General features: G+C 69.6%; 15 protein-coding genes. 4 read left to right on the top strand and 11 right to left on the bottom strand.

The window, feature by feature from the left end; all coding sequences use genetic code 11:
* Positions 1 to 22: 22 nt before the first annotated feature.
* From chvE to CLU95_RS19740, 3 genes are all read right to left on the bottom strand, one after another.
* A complete protein-coding gene (gene chvE / locus CLU95_RS19750; RefSeq protein WP_099795171.1) occupies positions 23 to 1093 on the bottom strand; it encodes a multiple monosaccharide ABC transporter substrate-binding protein in 1071 nt (356 codons plus the stop codon).
* 133 nt (positions 1094 to 1226) lie between these two features.
* Positions 1227 to 2192, bottom strand: coding sequence for an ABC transporter substrate-binding protein (locus CLU95_RS19745; protein WP_099795170.1), 966 nt, complete (start codon positions 2190 to 2192; stop codon positions 1227 to 1229).
* 61 nt (positions 2193 to 2253) lie between these two features.
* Positions 2254 to 3708, bottom strand: coding sequence for an aldehyde dehydrogenase family protein (locus CLU95_RS19740; protein ID WP_099795169.1), 1455 nt, complete (start codon positions 3706 to 3708; stop codon positions 2254 to 2256).
* 148 nt (positions 3709 to 3856) lie between these two features.
* On the opposite strand from CLU95_RS19740, the gene CLU95_RS19735 reads away from it, so the two are divergent.
* A complete protein-coding gene (locus tag CLU95_RS19735) occupies positions 3857 to 4816 on the top strand; it encodes a LysR family transcriptional regulator (RefSeq protein ID WP_099795168.1) in 960 nt (319 codons plus the stop codon).
* Here the strand turns inward: CLU95_RS19735 and CLU95_RS19730 are convergent, their stop codons facing one another.
* The gene (locus CLU95_RS19730; RefSeq protein ID WP_099795167.1) at positions 4817 to 5617 is read right to left on the bottom strand and encodes an SDR family NAD(P)-dependent oxidoreductase; all 801 of its coding nucleotides are present in this window, start codon (positions 5615 to 5617) and stop codon (positions 4817 to 4819) included. It abuts the gene before it with no gap.
* A gap of 108 nt (positions 5618 to 5725) precedes the next feature.
* Between CLU95_RS19730 and CLU95_RS19725 the strand changes: the two genes are divergently transcribed.
* Positions 5726 to 6670 (top strand): SMP-30/gluconolactonase/LRE family protein, encoded by a 945-nt coding sequence (locus CLU95_RS19725; protein WP_099795166.1) that lies wholly within the window; start codon positions 5726 to 5728, stop codon positions 6668 to 6670.
* Between the two features lie 13 nt (positions 6671 to 6683).
* Here the strand turns inward: CLU95_RS19725 and CLU95_RS19720 are convergent, their stop codons facing one another.
* The 6 genes from CLU95_RS19720 to CLU95_RS19695 all read right to left on the bottom strand — a co-directional run bounded on the left by CLU95_RS19720 (position 6684) and on the right by CLU95_RS19695 (position 15115).
* A complete protein-coding gene (locus CLU95_RS19720; protein ID WP_099795165.1) occupies positions 6684 to 7736 on the bottom strand; it encodes an aldose epimerase family protein in 1053 nt (350 codons plus the stop codon).
* Positions 7733 to 8683, bottom strand: coding sequence for an alpha/beta hydrolase family protein (locus CLU95_RS19715; RefSeq protein WP_099795164.1), 951 nt, complete (start codon positions 8681 to 8683; stop codon positions 7733 to 7735). The genes CLU95_RS19720 and CLU95_RS19715 overlap by 4 nt, the downstream gene beginning before the upstream one ends.
* The gene (locus CLU95_RS19710) at positions 8680 to 13470 is read right to left on the bottom strand and encodes a CapA family protein (protein WP_099795163.1); all 4791 of its coding nucleotides are present in this window, start codon (positions 13468 to 13470) and stop codon (positions 8680 to 8682) included. Before CLU95_RS19710 ends, CLU95_RS19715 begins: the two co-directional genes overlap by 4 nt.
* A gap of 76 nt (positions 13471 to 13546) precedes the next feature.
* Positions 13547 to 13930, bottom strand: coding sequence for a PaaI family thioesterase (locus CLU95_RS19705; RefSeq protein ID WP_099795162.1), 384 nt, complete (start codon positions 13928 to 13930; stop codon positions 13547 to 13549).
* A 46-nt stretch (positions 13931 to 13976) separates the two neighbouring features.
* Positions 13977 to 14516, bottom strand: coding sequence for a GNAT family N-acetyltransferase (locus tag CLU95_RS19700; protein ID WP_099795161.1), 540 nt, complete (start codon positions 14514 to 14516; stop codon positions 13977 to 13979).
* On the bottom strand, positions 14513 to 15115 hold the full coding sequence (locus CLU95_RS19695) for a helix-turn-helix domain-containing protein (protein WP_099795160.1): 603 nt from the start codon (positions 15113 to 15115) through the stop codon (positions 14513 to 14515). The genes CLU95_RS19700 and CLU95_RS19695 overlap by 4 nt, the downstream gene beginning before the upstream one ends.
* A 160-nt stretch (positions 15116 to 15275) precedes the next feature.
* Between CLU95_RS19695 and putA the strand changes: the two genes are divergently transcribed.
* A complete protein-coding gene (gene putA, locus CLU95_RS19690; RefSeq protein ID WP_099795159.1) occupies positions 15276 to 19016 on the top strand; it encodes a trifunctional transcriptional regulator/proline dehydrogenase/L-glutamate gamma-semialdehyde dehydrogenase in 3741 nt (1246 codons plus the stop codon).
* A 6-nt stretch (positions 19017 to 19022) separates the two neighbouring features.
* Here putA and CLU95_RS19685 read toward each other — a convergent pair whose 3' ends face one another.
* Complete coding sequence (locus CLU95_RS19685) at positions 19023 to 19415, bottom strand: carboxymuconolactone decarboxylase family protein (protein WP_099795158.1); 393 nt, start codon at positions 19413 to 19415, stop codon at positions 19023 to 19025.
* Between the two features lie 175 nt (positions 19416 to 19590).
* Here CLU95_RS19685 and CLU95_RS19680 point away from each other — a divergent pair, with 175 nt between their 5' ends.
* Positions 19591 to 21060: a YadA family autotransporter adhesin gene (locus CLU95_RS19680; RefSeq protein WP_099795157.1), complete on the top strand. Its 1470-nt coding sequence runs from the start codon at positions 19591 to 19593 to the stop codon at positions 21058 to 21060.
* Positions 21061 to 21103: the final 43 nt, after the last annotated feature.

The raw sequence follows: 21103 nt of genomic DNA, 5'->3' as shown, positions 1-21103 counted from the left end.
ATCGTGCGTTCGCCGTCCTGGCTCACTTGACCTGGCTTTCCTTGTAGTAGCCGCTGTCGACCAGCACCGTCTTCCAGTTCGATGCGTCCACGCTCACCGGCTTGAGCAGGTACGAGGGCACGACCTTGATGCCGTTGTTGTAGGTCTTGGTGTCGTTCACCTCGGGCGTCTTGCCCGAGAGCATGGCGTCGGCCATCGCCACCGTCACCTTGGCGAGTTCGCGCGTGTCCTTGAACACGGTGGAGCTTTGCTCCTTGCGCAGGATCGACTTGACCGACGGAATCTCGGCGTCCTGCCCCGACACCACCGGCATCGGCTGCGAGCCCGAGCCGTAGCCCACGCCCTTGAGCGACGAGAGGATGCCGATCGACAGCCCGTCGTACGGCGACAGCACCGCATCCACGCGGTTCTTCGTGTAATAGGCCGACAGCAGGTTGTCCATGCGCGCCTGCGCCACCGCGCCGTCCCAGCGCAGCGTGCCGACCTTGTCCATGCCCATCTGCTTGCTGCGCACCACCAGCTTGCCGCTGTCGATGTAGGGCTTGAGCACCGACATCGCGCCGTTGTAGAAGAAGAAAGCGTTGTTGTCGTCGGGCGAACCGCCGAACAGCTCGATGTTGAACGGGCCCTTGCCGCTCTTCAGGCCCAACGCCGCTTCGATCGATTGCGCCTGCAGCACGCCGACCTGGAAGTTGTCGAAGGTGGCGTAGTAGTCGACGTTCTTCGAGCCCTTGATGAGCCGGTCGTAGGCGATGACCTTCACGCCCTTGTCAGCGGCCTTCTGCAGCACGTCGGAGAGCGTGGTGCCGTCGATGGCCGCAATGACCAGCACCTTCGAGCCCTTGGTCACCATGTTCTCGATCTGCGCGAGCTGGTTCGGAATGTCGTCGTCGGCGTACTGCAGGTCGGTCTTGTAGCCCTTGTCCTTGAAGTACTTGACCATGTTGGCGCCGTCGGCGATCCAGCGGGCCGACGACTTGGTGGGCATCGAGATGGCGATGAGACCCTTGTCCTGCGCATGGGCCATCGGCGTGAAGCCGACGACGGCAAAGGCGAGGCCTGCGAGCGAGGCTTTGAGGAATTTTCGTTTCATGGTGCGATGAGCTCCAAGTGGGTACTGTCTTTTTCAAGGAACACCGCGGAACCGGCTTTGCCGGGCCGCTGGTGTTGCCCCCGGCGAGGGGGTTGGCGAAGCGACACGAAGTGCGCGTAGCCTGGGGGAGTACTCAATATTTGCGGTTGGGGAATTCTTTGGCGGCGACTTCCATCGGGAAGATGCCTTCTTCCGTGACGATGCGCTTGGGCAGCGTCTTGCCGGCCTTGATGTCTTTCACCGCGCTCATGAGCTGCGGCCCGAGCAGCGGGCTGCATTCCACCGACACGTTGAGCTTGCCGGCGATCATGGCTTCGAAGGCGCCCTTCACCCCGTCGATCGAGATGATGGTGATGTCCTTCGCGGGCTTCAGGCCCGCCTCTTCGATCGCCTGGATCGCGCCGATCGCCATGTCGTCGTTGTGCGCGTAGAGCACGTTGATCTTCTTGCCCTCGGCCTTCAGGAAGGCTTCCATCACCTCCTTGCCCTTGGCGCGCGTGAAGTCGCCAGTCTGCGAGCGGGTGATCTTGAACTTCGGGTCGGCCTTGATGATTTCCTCGAAGCCCTTCTTGCGGTCGATGGCCGGGGCCGAGCCCACGGTGCCCTGCAGCTCGACGATGTTCACCTCGCCCTTCTGGTCCTTCATCTTCTCGACCAGCCAGCGGCCGGCCTTGCGGCCTTCTTCGGTGAAGTCGGAGCCCATGAAGGTCACGTAGAGCGAGTCGTCCTTGGTGCTCACGGAGCGGTCGGTCAGCACGACCGGAATCTTGGCGGCCTTGGCCTCGCGCAGCACGGTTTCCCAACCCGACTCGACCACGGGCGAGAACGCGATCACGTCGACCTTCTGCGCGATGTACGAGCGGATCGCCTTGATCTGGTTTTCCTGCTTCTGCTGCGCGTCGGAGAACTTCAGCTCGATGCCCGCCTCCTTGGCCGACGACTTGATCGACTCGGTGTTGGCCGTGCGCCATTCGCTTTCGGCGCCCACCTGCGCGAAGCCGAGCACGAGCTTCTTCTGCGCGAAGACGGACACGGGCAGCAGCCCGCCGAGCGCGGCAGCGGCCAGGGCGGTGTTGAGGGTGCGGCGATTCATGGTCATGGGATGTCTCCTTCTGTTGACTTGCTTTTAAGAAACCGTTCGAGAACCGTTGGCTTTCAGCTCAGGCCAGCATGTAGCCGGTCTTGACCGTCGTGTAGAACTCCGCGGCGTGGCGCCCTTGTTCGCGCGGCCCGTAGCCCGACCCCTTGCGACCGCCGAAGGGCACATGAAAGTCCACCCCCGCGGTCGGCAGATTGACCATCGTCATGCCGACCACGGCATGGCGCCTGAAGTGCATCGCGTGCTTGAGCGAGTTGGTGCAGATGCCCGCGCACAGGCCGAAGGGCGTGTCGTTGCACAACGCGAGCGCTTCGTCGTAATCGCCGGCGCGCAGCACGCAGGCCAGCGGCCCGAAGATCTCTTCGCGTGCGATGCGGTGCTCGGGTTTGGCCAGGAAGAGCGCGGGACTGATGTAGTGGCCGGCGGTGGCGCGCTGCAGTGCTTCGCCGCCCCACACGTGCTCTGCGCCCTCTTCGCGCGCGATGTCGATCCATGCGAGGTTCTGCGCCAGCCGCTCTTCGTCGGCGACGGGGCCGATGTCGATGCCGCGCTCCAGCGCGTGGCCGATCTTCAGTGTCTTCAGGCGCTGGCGCAGCTGCGCCACGAAGGCGTCGTGCACAGAGGCTTCGACGATGAGCCGGCTCGACGCCGTGCAACGCTGGCCGTTGGAAAAGTAGGCGCCCTGCACCGCGCAGTCGACGGCGCGTTCGAGGTCGGCATCGGCCAGCACCACGAGCGCGTTCTTGCCGCCCATCTCCAGCTGCACCTTGGCGCGCCGTGTGGCGGCGGCCTGCAGCACGCGTTCGCCATTGACGGCCGAGCCGGTGAAGCTCAGCGCATCGACCAGTGCGCTGTCGACCAGCGCCTGCCCCGCTTCGCGCCCGCTGCCCATCACGAGGTTGAACACGCCGGCCGGCAGCGTGGCGCGGCTGATGATGTCGGTCAGCGCCCAGCCGCAGGCCGGCACCAGCTCGGCCGGCTTGAAGACCACGCTGTTGCCATGCGCCAGTGCCGCAGCGATCTTCGAGGCCGGCACCGCGAAGGGCGTGTTCCACGGCGTGATGAGGCCCACCACGCCGACCGGCTCGCGCGTCACGTCGACCTGCACGCCGGCGCGCACCGAGGCCACGTTCTCGCCACCGCCGCCGCGCAGGGCTTCGCCCGCGAAGAACTTGAAGATCTGGCCCGCGCGCGCCACCTCGGCCACGGCCTCGGGCAGCGTCTTGCCCACCTCGCGCGCCAGCAGCAGACCCAGGTCGTCCTTGCGTGCGAGCAGCTCGGTGCCGATGCGGTCGAGCACATCGGCGCGCCGCTGCGGCGTGCTGTGGCTCCAGTGCACGAAGGCCTCGCTGGCCGCGCGGATCGCCAACTCGACCTGGCGCCGGTCGGCACGTGCGTACTCGGCCACCACCTCGCTGGTGTCGGAAGGATTGACGCTGACACCCGTGGTCGCGCTGGTTTCCCAGCGGCCGTTGATGTACTGGCGCACGCTCTGCCGAAGCTCGCCGTGGATCACCGTGGCGTTGCCTTGTCTCTGTTGTTATGGGGTCTGGGGCGGAAGTCTAAAAATGATTTCGATATCGATCCAATCGTTTTTTAGACAAAATGCATATCAATCGGTGGATTCTGGAAAACCCCGTCAGACCTTCGTTCGCACCCTCTTCATGAACACCTACAACCACTGGTTCATTCGCGCCCGCCTCAAGACCCGCCAGTTGCTGTTGCTGGTGGCGCTGGCCGAGGAAGGCAACATCCACCGCGCGGCGCAGGTGCTCAACATGACGCAGCCCGCGGCCTCCAAGTTGTTGAAGGACCTGGAAGACGTGCTCGAGGTGCCGCTGTTCGACCGGCTGCCGCGCGGCATGCGGCCCACCTGGTACGGCGAGACCATGATCCGCCACGCCCGCGTGGCGCTGGCCAGCCTGAACCAGGCGCACGACGAGCTCACCGCACTGAAGGCCGGGCGCCTCGGCCAGGTGAACGTGGGCGCCATCACCGCGCCGGGCCTCACGCTGATGCCACCGGCCGTGGCGATGGTCAAGCGCGAGCAGCCCGACCTGCGCGTGTCACTGGAGATCGAGACGAGCCCGGTCCTGCTCGAGCGGCTCGAACAGGGCAAGCTCGACATCCTCGTGGCGCGGCTGTTCGCCGAACACGACAAGTCGCAGCTGCGCTACGAGGCGCTGACCGAAGAACCCGTGTGCGCGCTGGTGCGCCCGGGCCATCCGCTGCTGGGCGTGAGCGGGCTCACGCTGCGCGACGTGGTGGGCGCCGGCTGGATCGTGCCGCCCGCGGGCAGCGTGCTGCGGCACCGCTTCGAGCTGATGTTCCAGGAAGAAGGCCTGGCGCCGCCGAGCAACACCATCGAAAGCTCGGCGCTGCTGTTCATCACACGCATGCTGCAGCAGAGCGACATGGTCGCGGTGCTGGCGACCGACGTCGCGCGCTACTACGCGGCGCACGGCATCGTGTCGCTGCTGCCGCTGGACATGCCCTGTCACATGGACGCCTTCGGCATCATCACGCGCACCGACCGGCTGCTGTCGCCGGCCGCGAAGGTGATGATGAAAGCGCTGAAGACGGCGAGCATGAGCGTCTACGGACGCAAGCTGGAGATGGACTGATCAGGTCCAGCCGGCGTCGACCGTGAACTCCTGCGCGGTGCACATCTTCGCGTCGTCGGACGCCAGGAACAGCACCATGCGCGCGATGTCTTCGGGCATCAGCTTGTCGGGCAGGCACTGGTTGCGGTGCAGCGCCTTCTCGCCCTCGTCGTCGAGCCAGAGCTTGACCTGCCGCTCGGTCATCACCCAACCGGGCGACACGGTGTTGATGCGGATGCGATCGCGGCCCAGCTCCACCGCGAGCCCGCGCGTGAGGCCGTTCACCGACGACTTGGCGATCGCGTAGCAGGGGTAGCCCGAGCCCTTGGTCTGCCAGCCCGTGGAGCCGAGGTTGACCACCGAGCCGAAGCCCAGGCGCTTCATGCCCGGCACCACCGACTGGATCGCGAACAGCGCGGGCCGCTCGTTGATGGCCATGCGGTTGTCGTAGTAGTCGGGCGTGACCGACTCGAGCGTGTGGCGGTCGTCGCTGGCCACGTTGTTGACCAGCACCGCGAAGTCGCCGAGTTCGGCGGCCGCGTCGACCACGGCCTGCTGCAGCGCGCCGATGTCGCGCACGTCGCAGGCGCGCCACCATGGCGCCGCGTGGCCGGCCTCGGCGATCTGCGCGGCGAGCGCCGCGCTGGCACCTTCTGCAATGTCGACGAAGGCCACACGCGCGCCCTGCGCTGCGAAAGCAGCGACGATGGCCGCGCCGATGCCGCTGCCGCCGCCGGTGACGAACACGGTGCGGCCCTTCAGACTGGGATGGATGGAAAGCTGAGGGGAATTCAAGGAAAAGGTCTCCACGGCGCATTTCATGACATTGCAAAACGCATATCAATTGATGCAGTTATTTTCAATTTCTATTATCAATATGCCTTGATACGATCCGCCGCGTCAAGGCGACATGACATTCAGAAAGAACAAATGAACATGCAAGAGACAAGCGCCCCTTCTTCGCCGCTCGCGGCCCCTCGCGTGCTCGGCACGCCCGAATGCCTCTGGCCCGCCGCCGCCGACCTCGGCGAGGGCACGCTGTGGTCGGTGCGCGAGCAGGTGCTGTACTGGATCGACATCCTGAAACCGCGCCTCTTCCGCTACGACCCGGCCACGGGCGCGCAGCGCACCTGGCATTTCGACGAAGAGATCACCGCGATTGCCGAGCGCGCGTCGGCGCCGGGCCTGTTCCTCACGCTGCGCCGCGGCTTCGCGCTGTTCGACACCACCGCGCCCGGCGACACCGCGACGCCGCGCTACCTGCACCAGCCCGAACCCGAGCGCACCGGCAACCGCTTCAACGACGGCAAGTGCGACAGCCGGGGCCGCTTCTGGGCCGGCAGCATGGACTTCGACTGCAAGGCGCCCACCGGCGCGCTCTACCGCTTCGACGCCGACGGCCAATGCACGCGGCACGACGACGGCTTCGAGGTGACCAACGGGCCGACGTGGTCGGGCGACGGCCGCACCATGTACTTCAACAACACGGCGATCAACATGCTGTACGCCTACGACTTCGACATGGCGGCCGGTGCGGTGTCGAACAAGCGCGTGTGGCACCGTTTCCCGAAGGGCGACGGCCTGCCCGACGGCATGACCACCGACGCGGCCGGCCGGTTGTGGATCGCGCACTGGGACGGCGCCTGCATCACCTGCCACGACCCGGTGAGCGCCGCCGAGCTAGCCCGCATCGCGCTGCCCGCGAGCAACGTGACCGACTGCGCCTTTGGCGGCGCCGACATGCAGACGCTCTACATCACGACGGCGCGCAACAGCCGCACCGAAGAACAACTGAAGCGCGAGCCGCTGGCCGGTGGGCTCTTCTCGGTGCGCATCGACAGCCCGGGCGTGCCGGCAGCATTGTTCGCAGGCTGAGCCGGCGCGCGCTTCAGCAAACGCTGAAGCGGTGCTCGGTCGTGCTGGCGAACACCTCGCCGGGACGCAGCACGGTCGACGGAAACGCCGGCTGGTTCGGCGCATCGGGAAAGTGCTGCGTCTCCAGGCACAGGCCGTCGCCCTGGCGCAGGCTCGCACCCGCGCTGCCGAGCAGGCTGCCGTCGAGGAAGTTGCCCGAATAGAACTGCACGCCGGGCTCGGTGGTGTGCACGTCCATCACGCGGCCCGAGGCTTCGTGGGCGAGGCGGGCGGCCAGTGCAAGCCCGTTACCGCTGCGATCGAGCACCCAGTTGTGGTCGTAGCCGTGCGCACGCAGCAGCTGCGCGTGCCCTTCGCGGATGCGCTCGCCGATGCGCGTCGGCGTGCGGAAATCGAAAGGCGTGCCCGCCACCTCGCCCAGCCCGAGCGGAATCAGCGTGGCATCCACCGGGCAGTAGCGGCTCGCGGGAAGCGTCAGCACATGGTCCATCACCGCCCCCGATCCCGCGAGGTTGAAGTAGTCGTGGTGGCTCAGGTTGAGCACCGTGGGCCGGTCGGTGGTGGCGCGGTAGTCGATGCGCCAGGTGTTGGCCGTGGCACTCAGCGTGTAGCGCACCGTCAGCTGCACCTCGCCGGGGTAGCCCTCTTCGCCGTCGGCACTGGTGTAGCGCAGTTCGAGGGCGAGCTCATCCGGCACCGGCGCGATCTCCCAGTAGCGTTTGCCGAACCCCGTGGCGCCGCCGTGCAGCGTGTTCGGGCCATCGTTCAGGCCCAGCTGATGAGCAGTGCCGTCGAGCGTGAAGCGGCCCGCCGCGATGCGGTTGGCATACCGCCCGACGATGGTGCCGAAGTGCGGATGCGGCTTCAGGTAGTCATCGAGCGACGGCAAACCCAGCACCACGTTCGCGCTGCGCCCCTGCCGGTCGGGCACGTGCAGCGCGGTGACGATCCCGCCGAGGTTGATGGCGCTCAGGCGCAGACCGTGGCCGTTGTCGAGCGTGTATTCGGTGACAGGGCGGCCGTCGGGCATGAGGCCGAAGGGGCGTGAAGTGAGAGAGGTGCTCATCGGGCTTGCGACTGCAGTGCCTCGCGCGCGCACTGCGAGGCGGTGCGCAGGCCGATGCGGTCTTTGAGGTCGTGGAAGGTCGGTGGCTCGGCCGCGTACGTCATCACCTCGACGCGGTGGCCCGCCTTGCGCACCGCATCGGCAAAGCGCTGCTGCAGCGCGAACGGCGTGTTGCGGTCGTCAGGGTTGCCGATCAGCACGATGCGCCGCTGCGGGTCGCGCGGAATGCCCGCCACATGGTCCAGCGGGTCGTAGACCTGCGCGCTGCCCGTGGTGTCGGTGCGGCCGTCCTTCGAGCGGCCGAGCAGGCGCGCGCGCTCCAGCAGGTCGAACGCGCCTGAGGTGAGCACCGCGCAGGCCACGCGCGTGCGCCCGAGCGTGAGCAGCGCGGCGCCGGCCGTGGCGCCGCCGCTGTGGCCGACGATCACCACGCGCTGCAGCCGGTGGCGCTGCATCAGCGCCTCGAGCGCCGCATCGAGCGCATGGAACTCCACCGCCTCGCGCCGCCGGCGGTGGTCGCCCGACGAGCCGTAGGTGCCGGGCCGCGCCATGAAGATCCACGGCATGCCGGCGCGGTCGCTCGCGGCCTGCGCGTCGAGCGTGCGCAACGGTTCGGTGTTGCCGGGGATGCGCGTGGGCGACTGGTTCATCACGCTGTCGCGGTCGCCCGAGAACTGCACGATGGCGATGCGCGCGTCGTCGATGTCGCGGCTCGCGAAGTAGCGGATGCACGACGGCCCCTCGACCGCCTGCACCCAGAGGAAGCCGGGGCGGTCGGGGCAGTTGGCGCGCACGGCGGGCTGGTTCCAGTGCAGCAGTGCGCCCTCGGCTGAGGCGGAAGCGGCCGGCTCGCGCGGCGATGCGGCCTTCGGCGGATCGGCACGCTGCGCGCAGGCCGTCTGCATGAGCGCGAGGAGCACACAGGCCAGGCGCGCGCGCGGGCTCATAGCTTCTGCAGCAGCTCGGAAACGAGACCGAAGTCCGACTGCTGGCGGTCGCCCTTCACCAGCACCAGGTCGCCGTCGCGCAGGAACTCGCCGAGGTAGCCGGTGAGTTGCGCGGCGTCTTCGAAGTGCGGGCCGAGCAGCTCGGCCGGCACCTCCTCGCGCAGCCAGCGCATCTCGGCGCCGTGCGTCACGAGGTGCTGGATGCCCGACGCGAGCACCGGTGCAGCGAGGCTGCGGTGCATCGCCTCGGCTTCCTTGTCGAGGTTGATGATGCGGCCGAGCACGCCGATCTTGCGCGTCACCGGCCCGTGCGTGGCACGCTGGTAGGTGCGCACGAACTCCATCGCGTTGCGCATCGACATGACCTCGGCGTTCCAGCTGTCGTCGATCAGCGTGGCCTGCACGCCGCCCTGCGTGCGCAGCGCGCGCACCTGCATCACCGAAGACGGCAGGCGAACGAAAGGCATGCGCGCGCACGCGGCCTCGGCGTCGAAGCCCATGGCCAGCAGCGCGGCAAAGGCCAGCGACGAATTGCGCACCAGCCCGGCGCTCGCGATCGGGAACAGGTACTCGACCGTGCGCCCCGGCAACGCAATGCGCACGCGGCAGCCACCGTCGGGTTCGGGCCGGGTGTCGACGATGCGGACGTTGGCGTCGGGCCCGCTGCCCACGACCCAGATGGCGCCCGCCGTGCGCGCCGCGGCCCGCACCACCTGCGCCAGGCAGGGAATGTGGTCGGGCACGATGGCCACGCCGCCAGGCTCCAGCCCCAGGAAGATGCGCGACTTGAACTCGGCCGTCTGTTCGAGCGTGGCGGCCTGGCGGGTCTGCGACAGGCCGATCTCGGTGAGGATGGCCACGTGCGGGCGCGCCACGAGCGAGATCGGGCCGCGGTCCATCCACAGCGAACTCTGCGCCATCTCGAGCACGCACACGTCGGCGTCGGCCGCGAGGTTGGCCAGCATGGCCGGCACGCCGACGCGCGAGTTGTAGTTGTCGATGGTGGTGTGCACGCGCGCGGCCTCGGGCAGCAGGTCGCGCACCATGGCGATGGTGGACGACTTGCCGACCGTGCCGGTGACGCCCACCACGCGGCCCTGGAAGCGCGCACGCGCGGCCACGCCCAGGTCGATCATGGCGCGGATCGGGTCGTCTACCTGCAGCAGCGGGAAGGACGGGGCGAGCCCCGCCACCGGGTGCGCCACCACGGCGCCCGCCAGCCCGCGCTGCAGCGCGGGCAGGTCGTCGTGGCGGTCGGGGTTGTCGGCGCGCGGCTTGCTGTAGTTTTCGTGCCTGGCGAGCGTGCGGTAGTCCGACGCGATGAACAGCGCCGGCGCCGGCAGCTGCGCCATGTGCGCCGGTCCGCGCACCACCGCGTTCACGAACCAGTCCGGCGGCGGCGGCACCAGCCACTGTCCGCCGGTGACGCGCTGCAGCTCATCGGCGGTCCACACGGGCGGCGCCTGCGGCGGCGCACCGGGGCGCAGCGCCGCGAGCACGGGCGCGGGGCGCTCGGACAGCGGCGTCGGAAACTTCGGCACGCGCAGGCCGCACCACACGGGCAGGCGGCGCGCGCCCGGCAGGTCGGGCAACGTGCCTCGCACGCGCACCTCGATCTGCAGCACGTCGTTCTCGAGCAGGCCCGGGCGCGGTGCGCGCAGGCCGTAGCGGTCGCGGTAGATGCGCCCCGGCGTCCAGCGGCTGGTGGGCCACATCCAGTCGCAGGGGTCGTGGTCCATGGCCTCGCCCCACGGCGGCATGGTGGTGCTGCGCATCGGCAGCGCGCGGAACTGCACGCGCAGGTCGGCGTCCACGGGCGCATCGACGGTCCAGAACGATTCGACCCACAGCAGCCGACGCCCGACGATCTGCGTCGGCGCGCAGCGGATGCCCACGAGGCGCAGCGGGCCGATCTCGATCGGGCGCATCTGCGCATCGGCCGGCACCGCATCGACCGACCATTCGGGCCGGGGCGCGAGCACGGGGCCGACGAGCGCGGGCGGGCGCGACGCCGACAGCGGCGCCAGCGGTGGGCGGCCGGCCGGCGCGGTGCGTTCGGGTGGCGACAGCTGCAGCGCGCAGCGTCCATCAGGCCGCGCCGTCGTCTCGGTGCCGAGCGCGCGGCACAGTTCGGCAAAGCGCGCGCTCGCGGCCTGCGCCGCCTCGCCCGCGAGCTGCTGCGAGAAACCGAAGCCCACGCCCACCGGCGTGAACACCACCTCCTCGACGCCATGCGGCCCGAGGCGCAGCGAGAACACACCGGAGTCCGCGAGGTCGTTGCGGATCGCGTCGAACAGCAGGTCGCCCGCGTCGTGCAGGATCGGCCGGCCCTGGTAGACCTCGATGCCCTGCAGCACGTGGGCCGAGGTGCCGAGCACCGCATCGGCACCGGCCTCGACGATGGCATGGCCGACGGCGATCTCGGCGCGCGAAGGCGCGGTCTCCAGGTTCTCGCCCCAGTGCACGGCCACCAGCACCACGTCGGCCTCATGGCGCGCGGCAGCGATGCGCGGCGCGAGCGTGGCGCGCCAGGCGGCGGGGTCGTCGAGCGACAGCCAGGCCGCGCCGGGGCGCTGCGCGGTGGCCGCAAAGCGCGGCTGCGTGGCGTCGAGCGAGAACAGCGCCACGCGCAGCCCACCGGCCTGACGGAAGGCGGGGCGCAGCGCCGAATCGAGGTCGGGCCCGGTGCCGGCGAACGCGATGGCGGCGGCGTTCAGCAGCCCGTGCTGCTCCAGCAACGCCTCGGGGCCGTAGTCGCCGCTGTGGTTGTTGGCCGTGGCGACCATGTCGATGCCGGCTTCGGTCAGCACCGACAGCATCTCGGGCCGCGCGCGGTAGTAGTAAGGGCCACCCTCGTCCTTCTCGACGCCCTGCTCGCCCGTGGTGGCAACCACGCATTCGAGATTCACGATGCGCAGGTCCACCTCGCGCAGCGCGGGGATGTCGCCGAGCATCCGGGCCGGGCCGCCCAACTCGTGCATGCGGTAGTGCTGGCGGCGGCCCAGGTTGACGTCGCCGCCCCACAACACGGTGCCCTCGAGGCCGCGCGGCGCGGCCGGTTCGGTGGCGGCCTGCGAGAGCTGCGCGCTCTTTTGCTGCGCCTCGCGCGCTTCGAGCAGCCGGTGGTAGGCCACGTAGCCCGACAGGTAGTGCTCCACGTCGTCGATGCGCACGCGGAAGCTGTGGTGCTTGATGAAGAACGAGCCCGCGATGCGGTCGGGGTGGCGAAAGAACATCGCCAGCTCGGGCCAGAAATGGCCGTTGGCGAGGTAGCGCGCGCGGTGCTCCAGCGCGCGGTCGAACTTGTGGCGATCGAGCCCCGCGAGCAGCGGGCGCAGCGCCGGGTCGGCTTCGAGCCGCAGCACCATCTCGCGCGCGGCCATCATCAGCTCGAGCAGCGTGGGGAAGGTGGTGATGCGCTCCAGCACGAAGTCCAGGTGGCCGGCCATGTTCTGCAGGCCGAACTGGTAGTAGCGCGTTTCGGGCTTGACGCGCGTGAGTTCGTTGACGCAGTAGCTCAGCCAGTGGTCATGCGCGCGCCAATGGCCCGCCGCGATGAAGTGCTCGAAGGCTTTTTCGACCACCGCGAGCCAGCGCGCATCGCGCGTGAGGCCGTACAGCCGCATCAAGCCGAAGGCCGCTTCACCGTCGTAATAAATGATGCGGTACGGCTCCTTCACGTCGAGCCCCGGGTGGTTGAGCACGTGCACGAAGCGGCCGGTCTGCGCGTCCTGCATGGAGCGGATGCCCAGCGCGAGCTGCTCCATGAGCGGCTGGTACTGCGCATCGCCGGTCAGTTCGGTGTACTTCACGAAGGCCAGCAGGCACACGGCGTTGCCGCCGAGCTTGATCTCGTTGCCCATGTCCACCAGGAACGCGGCCTGCGTGCCGTCAGCCAGCGTGGCGCGGCGGATCAGCCGCTGGCTCAGGAAGGCCAGCGCACGGTCGATGGCGGACTTCTGCGTGTCGCTGCGCGTGAGCTCCCAGCCTTCGAGCATTGCGTAGGTGGAGCTGGCGTGGCGCAGCGTGTTGTAGGTGGGAATCGCGCGGTCGAAGCACGGGAACCAGCCGTAATGGAACTCGCCCGTGGGCTTGACCTGCTCGGCCAGGTAGTCGCTCGCCGAGTCGACCAGCGCGCGCACCTGTTTCGCGTTCCAGTCGGTGAGCGTGCGAAAGCCCGCGGCCTGCCCTTCGGCCGTGAGCGGCCAGGCGCCCTCGGCATCGACGTACACGGCGCGCGTGGTGAAGCACCACACGGGCGTGGCGTCGTCGGTGGGAAAGTCGTGCTCGGCGCCGAAGCGGCGCTGGGCGTGCGTGCGCAGGTTGCCGCTGTTGGGGTCGGCATGGTCCAGCGTGCCGTTGTAGAGCACGGCGCTGCCGTGCATCTCTTGTGCGAGCAGCGCGGTCTCGAAGCGCGCCTCGAACGCGATGCCTTCGTTGAAGTAGTTGCGCTTGGTCTGCACCAGCCGCGCCTTCAGTTCGCCCCAGGTCATCGGCGTGACCCGCTCGACGATCTCCGCGCGCAGCCGCTGCGCGGGCCGCTCGGCGCGCTTGGCCTTCGCGGCCAGCGCCTCGGCGGCGGCCTGCCACGCGGCCTCGGTGTCGGGGCCGCGGCCCATGACGACGCGGGCGCGGCTCTCGCCCTCGCCCATCGCGAGGAACACCACGCAGCCGGCCTCGTCGGTGGCGGGCGCGGCCGGGGGCAGCGCCCCGTCCGGGGTGGCCAGGGCCTGCCTGGCGCGGTTCAACAGATCGGCGAGGGGGACGGGAGCTTCTTGGTGAGTCATGCGCCGCGAATGATGACAGGCCGCGGCGCTGCCTGCCACTGCGGAAATCCGGGGGCGGCGTCGGGCCCCGCCGTGCTCAGCCTTCGGCGCGGCTGCGCCGGAAGATCGCGTAGTTGCCGTTCGCATGCCCCACGAGCACGTCGCCCACGTACAGCCGCGACTCCAGGTTGGCGACGGTGCGCCCGCGGTTGAGCAGCGTGGTCTTGCAGACGACCCGGCCCTCGAACACGGGCTTGAAGTAGTTCATCTTGATCTCGATGGTGGCGCAGATCTCGCCCGCCTCGAGCGTGGGGTACAGCGCCGTGCCCATGCCCGTGTCGGCCAGCGCGTAGAGCACGGCGCCGTGCACCACTTCATGCGGGTTCAGGTGCTGCGGCGCGACGACCAGCGTCATGGTGCTGGCGCCTGCGGTGGCTTGCTCGCAGTGCAGGTCGATCAGTTCGGCGAAGGGGTGTTTCATGGCGATGAGAAATGAAAGGGCTGGCCGACTGTAGACCGCATGGCCGTCAGTCGCCGAGCGCGCGGTAGAAGTAGGTGGTGCCGCACGGCGTGCCGTCGGGCAGCAGCGCGTAGCCGGGGATCGTGCCCACGCGCTGCCAGCCGCAGCGGGTGTACAGCCGCTCGGCCTCGGGGCTGGAGGTGTCGAGCACCAGCAAGGTCTTGCCGTGGTCGCGCGCGCGCTGTTCGGCGCCCTTCATCAGCAGCGCGCCCAGTCCGAGCCGGCGTGCGCGGCGGTGCACCAGCATCTTCGCGACCTCGCCGCGGTGCGGCTGGTTCTCGGGCTGGGCCAGCACCAGCTGCACGGTGCCGACGATGCCTTCGTCGTCCTCGGCCACGAGCAGCTCGCGCTCGCCGCGCGCCACGCCGTCGGCCACGTGGCGCCAGAAGGCCCGTGCGCGCTCGGGCGTGAGCGGCTGCATGAAGCTCACCGAGGCGCCGCCTTCGACGCAGTCGATGAGCACGTCGGCCAGCGCGTTCAGCTCGGCCTCGCTGACGGTCGACAGGGCGCGCAGGCGCGGGGTGGTGGTGGCAGCAGTCATGGTCATTTCCGGTTGGAGTGGGATGGCGCGCTGGTGATGACGACCGCGTAGCGCGCCGTCTCGCGGGTGGGGTTGTAGTAACTCGTGGGCTGGTCGAGCACGAGCGCCAGGCAGTCGCCGGCGTCGAGCCGGTACTGCTGATCGCCCACCGCGAGTTCGATGCAGCCTTCGAGCACCCACACCTGCTGGTGGATGCGCGGCTCGCGCGCGCCGGTTTCGTAGGCCACGCGCGCGCCGGGCGGAAACAGCACCTCGACGATCTGGATCGGCGAGGCGTCGCCGCCGGCCGAGACGTTGCGGCGCAGGTAGCCCGAATGCGGATCGCGCCATTCGAGCTGGTCGGCACGGCGCGACACCGGGCTGGCCGTGGGCGCGTCGGGCTCGAACAGCGAGGCCAGCGGCACGCCGAGGCCGGTCGCGAGTTTTTCGAGCAGCACGGCCGTCGGACTGCTCTCGCCGCGCTCGATCAGAGAGATCATCGAGCGGCTGACGCCGCAGTGCGTGGCCAAGGTATCGAGCGAGAGATCGCGTGCGGCGCGCAGTGCGCGCACGCGCTGGGCGATGCGATCGTTGAGGCTGGGGGTCGAAGCGGATTCTTCTTTCATATTAGATGAAATATCCAATTAAATAGAAATCCGGTCAACCCCTGGATGAAAGCGTGTCGTCGCGGCTATCGGAGACTTGTTCGTCGAAGTGACTGTTCTTTGGAGAAATATTCATGCCAATCGCTGAAATCATCCAACACATCACCACCACTGACGCACCATGAGCGCCAACGATCCCGCCCCCCTGCCCTCGCGTTTCGCCACTTTCGCGGACGGCCCCGCCGCGCCGTCCGCGCTGCGCACCCGCATCACCGCCGCCTGCCGGCCGCCCGAAGCCGAGGCGCTGCAGCCGCTGCTCGACCAGGCCCGGCTGCCCGCCGCCCAGGCCGCCGAAGCCCACGCCCTCGCCCATCGCATCGCTCACCAGCTGCGCCAACGCAAGAACGGCGGCGGTCGCTCCGGCCTCGTGCAGGGCCTGCTGCAGGAGTACGCGCTCTCGTCGCAGGAAGGCGTGGCGCTGATGTGCCTGGCCGAGGCGCTGCTGCGCATTCCCGATGCCGACACGCGCGACGCGCTCATCCGCGACAAGATCGCGCAGGGCCAGTGGCAGGCGCACGCGGGCCGCAGCCCGTCGGTGTTCGTCAACGCCGCGACCTGGGGCCTGCTGCTCACGGGCAAGCTGGTGGCCACGCACAGCGAGACGGGCCTGTCGGCCACGCTCACACGGCTGATCGGCAAGGGCGGCGAGCCGCTGATCCGCAAGGGCGTCGACATGGCGATGCGCATGATGGGCGAGCAGTTCGTCACCGGCGAAACCATCGGCCAGGCGCTGGCGCATGCGCGCACGCTCGAGGCGCAGGGCTTTCGCTATTCGTACGACATGCTCGGCGAGGCCGCGCTCACGGCCGACGACGCGCGCCGCTACCGCGCCGCGTACGAAGGCGCGATCCACGCCATCGGCCGTGCCTCGAACGGGCGCGGCGTGTACGGCGGGCCGGGCATCTCGATCAAGCTGTCGGCGCTGCACCCACGCTACAGCCGCGCGCAGTACACGCGCGTGATGGCCGAGCTGTACCCGGTGCTGCGCGACCTGGCGTTGCTGGCGCTGCATTACGACATCGGCCTGAACATCGACGCCGAAGAAGCCGACCGGCTCGAGCTCTCGCTCGACCTGCTGGAGCGCCTGTGCTTCGAGCCCGCGCTGGCAGGCTGGCAGGGCATCGGCTTCGTGGTGCAGGGTTACCAGAAGCGCTGCCCCTTCGTGATCGACTGGGTGATCGACCTCGCGCGCCGCAGCGGCCACCGGCTCATGGTGCGCCTCGTGAAGGGCGCCTACTGGGACAGCGAGATCAAGCGCGCGCAGCTCGACGGCCTGGCGGGCTACCCGGTCTACACGCGCAAGGCCTACACCGACGTGTCGTACCTCGCGTGCGCGCGCCGCCTGCTCGACGCGCCCGATGCGGTGTACCCGCAGTTCGCCACGCACAACGCCCACACGCTGGCCGCGATCTACACGATGGCCGACCCGTCGCGCTACACGCCGGGTCAGTACGAATTTCAATGCCTGCACGGCATGGGCGAGCCGCTGTACGAGCAGGTGGTGGGCCCGCTCGGCCGGCCCTGCCGCATCTACGCGCCGGTGGGCACGCACGAGACGCTGCTGGCCTACCTGGTGCGGCGGCTGCTGGAGAACGGCGCGAACACCTCGTTCGTGAACCGCATCGCCGATGCGTCGATTCCGCTCGACACGCTGGTGGAAGACCCGGTCGCGACGGTCGAACGCATGGCTGCAGAGGAAGGCGCGATGGGCCTGCCGCACGCGGCCATTCCGCTGCCGGCCGCGCTCTACGGTGCGCAGCGCGCCAACTCGCAAGGCCTCGACCTCGCGAGCGAAAACACGCTGCATGCGCTCGCCGCCACATTGCAGGCCAGCGCGACAGAACCCTGGCGCGCCACGCCGATGCTCGCTGCGCCACGCGCCGAAGACGAAGCCGCCCGCACCTGGGCCGACGTGCGCAACCCCGCCGACCGCCGCGACCTCGTCGGGCAGGTGCAGGACGCGGTGCCGGGCGACGTGGCCTCGGCCATCGCACAGGCCGAAGGCATCGCTGCCGCATGGGCTGCCACACCGCCCGCCGATCGCGCCGCGGCCCTCGACCGCGCCGCCGCATCGCTCGAAGCGCAGCAGCCGCGCCTGCTCGGCCTGTTGATGCGCGAGGCCGGCAAGAGCGGCGCCAACGCCATCGCCGAGGTGCGCGAAGCGGTCGACTTCCTGCGCTACTACGCGGCGCAGGCGCGCACCGACTTCGCCAACGCCACGCACCGCCCGCTCGGGCCGGTGGTGTGCATCAGCCCGTGGAACTTTCCGCTCGCGATCTTCACCGGCCAGGTGGCCGCCGCGCTCGCGGCCGGCAACCCGGTACTGGCCAAGCCGGCCGAGCAGACGCCGCTGGTCGCCGCCGAAGCGGTGCGCGTGCTGTGGGAGGCCGGCGTGCCGCGCGCGGCGGTGCAGCTGCTGCCGGGCCGCGGCGAAACCGTCGGCGCCGCGCTGGTCGGCGACGCGCGCGTGCAGGGCGTGATGTTCACGGGCTCGACCGAGGTCGCGCGCCTGCTGCAGAAGACGCTGTCGATGCGCCTCGGTGCGCAGGGTGCGCCGGTGCCCTTGATCGCCGAGACCGGCGGACAGAACGCGATGATCGTCGACTCGTCCGCACTCGTGGAGCAGGTGGTGGCCGACGTGATGGCCTCGGCCTTCGACAGCGCCGGCCAGCGCTGCTCGGCGCTGCGCGTGCTGTGCGTGCAGGAAGAAGCGGCCGACCGCCTCGTCGCGATGCTGCAAGGCGCGATGGCCGAGAGCTGCATCGGCAACCCCGCGCGGCTCGCCGTCGACGTGGGCCCCGTCATCGACGACGAGGCGCGCGACGGCATCGAGCGCCACATCGCCGGCATGCGCGGGCGCGGACGCCGCGTGTTCCGCCAGGGCCGCGAGTTCGGCCACGACATGCGCCACGGCACCTTCGTGCTGCCCACGCTGGTCGAACTCGAGCACCTGGGCGAGCTGCAGCGCGAGGTGTTCGGCCCCGTGCTGCACCTGCTGCGCTACCGCCGCCGCGACCTCGGCGCGCTCATCGGCCAGATCAACGGCAGCGGCTACGGCCTCACGCTGGGCGTGCACACGCGCATCGACGAGACCATCGCGCAGGTGGTGGCGCAGGCGCAGGCCGGCAATGTCTACGTGAACCGCAACATGGTCGGCGCGGTGGTGGGCGTGCAGCCTTTCGGCGGCGAGGGGCTGTCGGGCACGGGGCCGAAGGCCGGCGGGCCGCTGTACATGGCGCGCCTGCTGTCGGCACGGCCCGACGATGTGCTCGTGCGCGCCGTGGCCGAAGACCCACCCGTTGCACCTGCCAGCGGCCTCGCGGCACTCGAAGGCTGGGCGCGCGACACAGGCCGCGACGCACTCGCCGCGCAGTGCCGCCGCTTCGCCGGCCTCGCGCCCGTGGGCTGCGCGCGCACGCTGGCCGGCCCGACCGGCGAGCGCAACGTCTACACGCTGCAGCCGCGCGAGGCCGTGCTGTGCCTTGCCGATGCGGAAGCCGACCGGCTCGTGCAACTCGCGGCGGTGCTCTCGGTCGGCAGCACCGCCATCTGGCCCGCCGATGCGCCCGGCGCACACGCACTGCTGGCTGCGCTGCCCGACGAGGCGCGCCACGCGGTCGTGCTCGCCAACGACTGGCGCGCGCCCACCGTGGTGTTCGATGCCGTGCTGCACCACGGCGACGCAGGCCACCTCGCCACCGTGTTGCAACAGGTGGCGGCGCGGCCCGGCCCCATCGTCGGCGTGCGCGGCTTCGCGCCCGGCGACACCGGCATCCCGCTCGAAAGCCTGGTGCTGGAGCGCGCGCTGAGCGTCAACACCGCCGCGGCGGGCGGGAACGCGAGCCTGATGACGATCGGGTGAAGGGGCTTATTTGTCGAACGCTGGATCGATCGGCACGCGATAGCCGTTGACCAGCCGATTGGTCTCGTTCGCCATGCCGACCACGGCCATCAGCTCGGCGAACATGGCCGGCGTCATGCCGGCCTTTTCCGCGCCCGCGTGGTGGCTCGCGATGCAGTAGCCGCAGTTGTTGGTGACGCTCACCGCGAGGTAGATCATTTCCTTCACCACCGGGTCGAGCGCGCCCGGTGCCATCACCTCCTTGAGGCTGGCCCAGGTGCGCTTCAGCGTGGCCGGGTCGTTGGCCAGGTACTTCCAGAAGTTGTTGACGTCGGGCACGTGGCGCGACGCCTTGATGTCGTCGAACACCGCGCGGACCTCGTCGGAAGCGGCGGCGTGCTCGATGGGCTGGGGTTTCATGCGATCTCCTGAGGGAAGTGTGAATGCCTGTGCGGAAGCAACAATTGCTTGCGGGTCGTTCACATTAATTGTGAATTAGGTCCTAGGTTCTCGCGCCCTCCGATTCATACAGTCGCAGCGTCACACATCAGGTGCGCCGCTCGCGGCGCGTTCGTTCATCAGGGAGCAGAGAACCATGGAACACGTCATCCAGCACGTGGGGGGCGGTGCGCGCGTCGCACGCGTCAACAAGAAGAAAACCAGGGGCATCGCGGGCGCCGTGCTCGCAGTGGCCGCCGGCCTCGCAGGTCCGGCGGCCTGGGCCGATGTGAGCCTGGGCGGCGCCAGCTACACGACCGGCTCGGGCGCGGTATGCAGCTCGGGCGGCGCCGGTCCCACGTGGGCCTGCCAGGTGCCCAACGGCAGCGGCGGCTTCGCGCTCATCACCGGCGTGCCGACCGACCCCGTGAACGGCGGCCCCGATGCCGCGGCCTTGCAGGGCATGGTGAGCGGCAACCTCGGCGGCGAGGCCCTGCTGCTCGGCGGCACGTCTGCCAAGGCCACCGGCTTCGGCAGCGTGGCCGCGGGCTCCGACGCGCGCGCGACCGAAACCTACGCCACCGCCATCGGCTCCACCACCGTGGCCGCGGGCGTCAGCAGCACGGCCGTCGGCAACGTGGCCCAAGCCTTCGGCACCAACGCCACGGCCATCGGCGCCAACACCACCGCGGTGGCCACCAGCAGCCTCGCGGCAGGCGACCGCGCCACCGCGAGCGACATCAATTCCACCGCGCTCGGCGCCAACACGCAGGCGCGCAAGAAGAGCAGCCTCGCGGCCGGCGACAAGGCGATTGCCGACGGCATCAACGCCGCCGCGCTGGGCGCGAACACGCAGGCACTGGCCGACAGCTCCGTTGCCGTGGGCGACCGCGCCACCGCGAACGCCGAATCGGCCGTAGCGATGGGTCGCCAGAGCACGGCGTCGGCGGCGTCAGCCGTAGCGATCGGCACCGGCGCGACCGCCAGCACCGTCAACGGCGTGGCGCTGGGCGCCGGCGCTGTCGCCGACCGTGCAGGCATGAGCGGCCAGAAGGAACGCTTCTCGAACATCGCCGTGGGCTCGACGCAGGGTGCGGTCTCGGTCGGCAGCGCGGGCGGCGAACGGCAGATCAGCAACGTCGCGGGCGGCACGCAGGCGACCGACGCGGTCAATGTGCGGCAGCTGCAGGCGGTGCAGTCCGGCGCGGTCAACTACGTCACCAACGTGGACGGCAGCGTGAACCACAACCAGATCGTGCTGGGCAACGGGCAGGCGCCGAACGGCACCACCGTGTCCAACGTGGCGCCCGGCGTGGCCGGCACGGATGCGGTCAACGTCAACCAGCTGAACGCACAGAGTGCGCAATGGCGCGACGCGATCCGTCTGAACCAGCGCGACGCCAACGCCGGCACGGCCGGTGCGATGGCCATGGCGGGCATGCCGCAGGCCTACATGCCGGGCAAGAACATGCTCGCGGCCGGCGTGGCCGGCTACGAAGGCCAGAGCGCCGTCGCGCTGGGCTTCTCGAGCATCTCGGACAACGGCAAGTGGGTGATGAAGTTCACCGGTTCGGCCAACTCGCGCGGCAACGTCGGCGTCTCGGCTGGTGCGGGCTTCCAGTGGTGAGTTGCATGAGCCACAGAACCGCCATCGATCCAGGCCACAGGAC

Origin of the sequence: Variovorax sp. 54, from assembly GCF_002754375.1 — a bacterium.
Classification (GTDB): Bacteria; Pseudomonadota; Gammaproteobacteria; order Burkholderiales; family Burkholderiaceae_C; genus Variovorax.
This window is presented reverse-complemented; position numbering and strand designations above follow the sequence as displayed.

Coding starts and splice junctions, on each gene's coding strand:
- chvE (WP_099795171.1), bottom strand. CDS start 1,093: ATGAAACGAAAATTCCTCAAAGCCTCGCTCGCAGGCCTCGCCTTTGCC.
- CLU95_RS19745 (WP_099795170.1), bottom strand. CDS start 2,192: ATGACCATGAATCGCCGCACCCTCAACACCGCCCTGGCCGCTGCCGCG.
- CLU95_RS19735 (WP_099795168.1), top strand. CDS start 3,857: ATGAACACCTACAACCACTGGTTCATTCGCGCCCGCCTCAAGACCCGC.
- CLU95_RS19730 (WP_099795167.1), bottom strand. CDS start 5,617: ATGAAATGCGCCGTGGAGACCTTTTCCTTGAATTCCCCTCAGCTTTCC.
- CLU95_RS19725 (WP_099795166.1), top strand. CDS start 5,726: ATGAACATGCAAGAGACAAGCGCCCCTTCTTCGCCGCTCGCGGCCCCT.
- CLU95_RS19720 (WP_099795165.1), bottom strand. CDS start 7,736: ATGAGCACCTCTCTCACTTCACGCCCCTTCGGCCTCATGCCCGACGGC.
- CLU95_RS19715 (WP_099795164.1), bottom strand. CDS start 8,683: ATGAGCCCGCGCGCGCGCCTGGCCTGTGTGCTCCTCGCGCTCATGCAG.
- CLU95_RS19710 (WP_099795163.1), bottom strand. CDS start 13,470: ATGACTCACCAAGAAGCTCCCGTCCCCCTCGCCGATCTGTTGAACCGC.
- CLU95_RS19705 (WP_099795162.1), bottom strand. CDS start 13,930: ATGAAACACCCCTTCGCCGAACTGATCGACCTGCACTGCGAGCAAGCC.
- CLU95_RS19700 (WP_099795161.1), bottom strand. CDS start 14,516: ATGACCATGACTGCTGCCACCACCACCCCGCGCCTGCGCGCCCTGTCG.
- CLU95_RS19695 (WP_099795160.1), bottom strand. CDS start 15,115: ATGAAAGAAGAATCCGCTTCGACCCCCAGCCTCAACGATCGCATCGCC.
- putA (WP_099795159.1), top strand. CDS start 15,276: ATGAGCGCCAACGATCCCGCCCCCCTGCCCTCGCGTTTCGCCACTTTC.
- CLU95_RS19685 (WP_099795158.1), bottom strand. CDS start 19,415: ATGAAACCCCAGCCCATCGAGCACGCCGCCGCTTCCGACGAGGTCCGC.
- CLU95_RS19680 (WP_099795157.1), top strand. CDS start 19,591: ATGGAACACGTCATCCAGCACGTGGGGGGCGGTGCGCGCGTCGCACGC.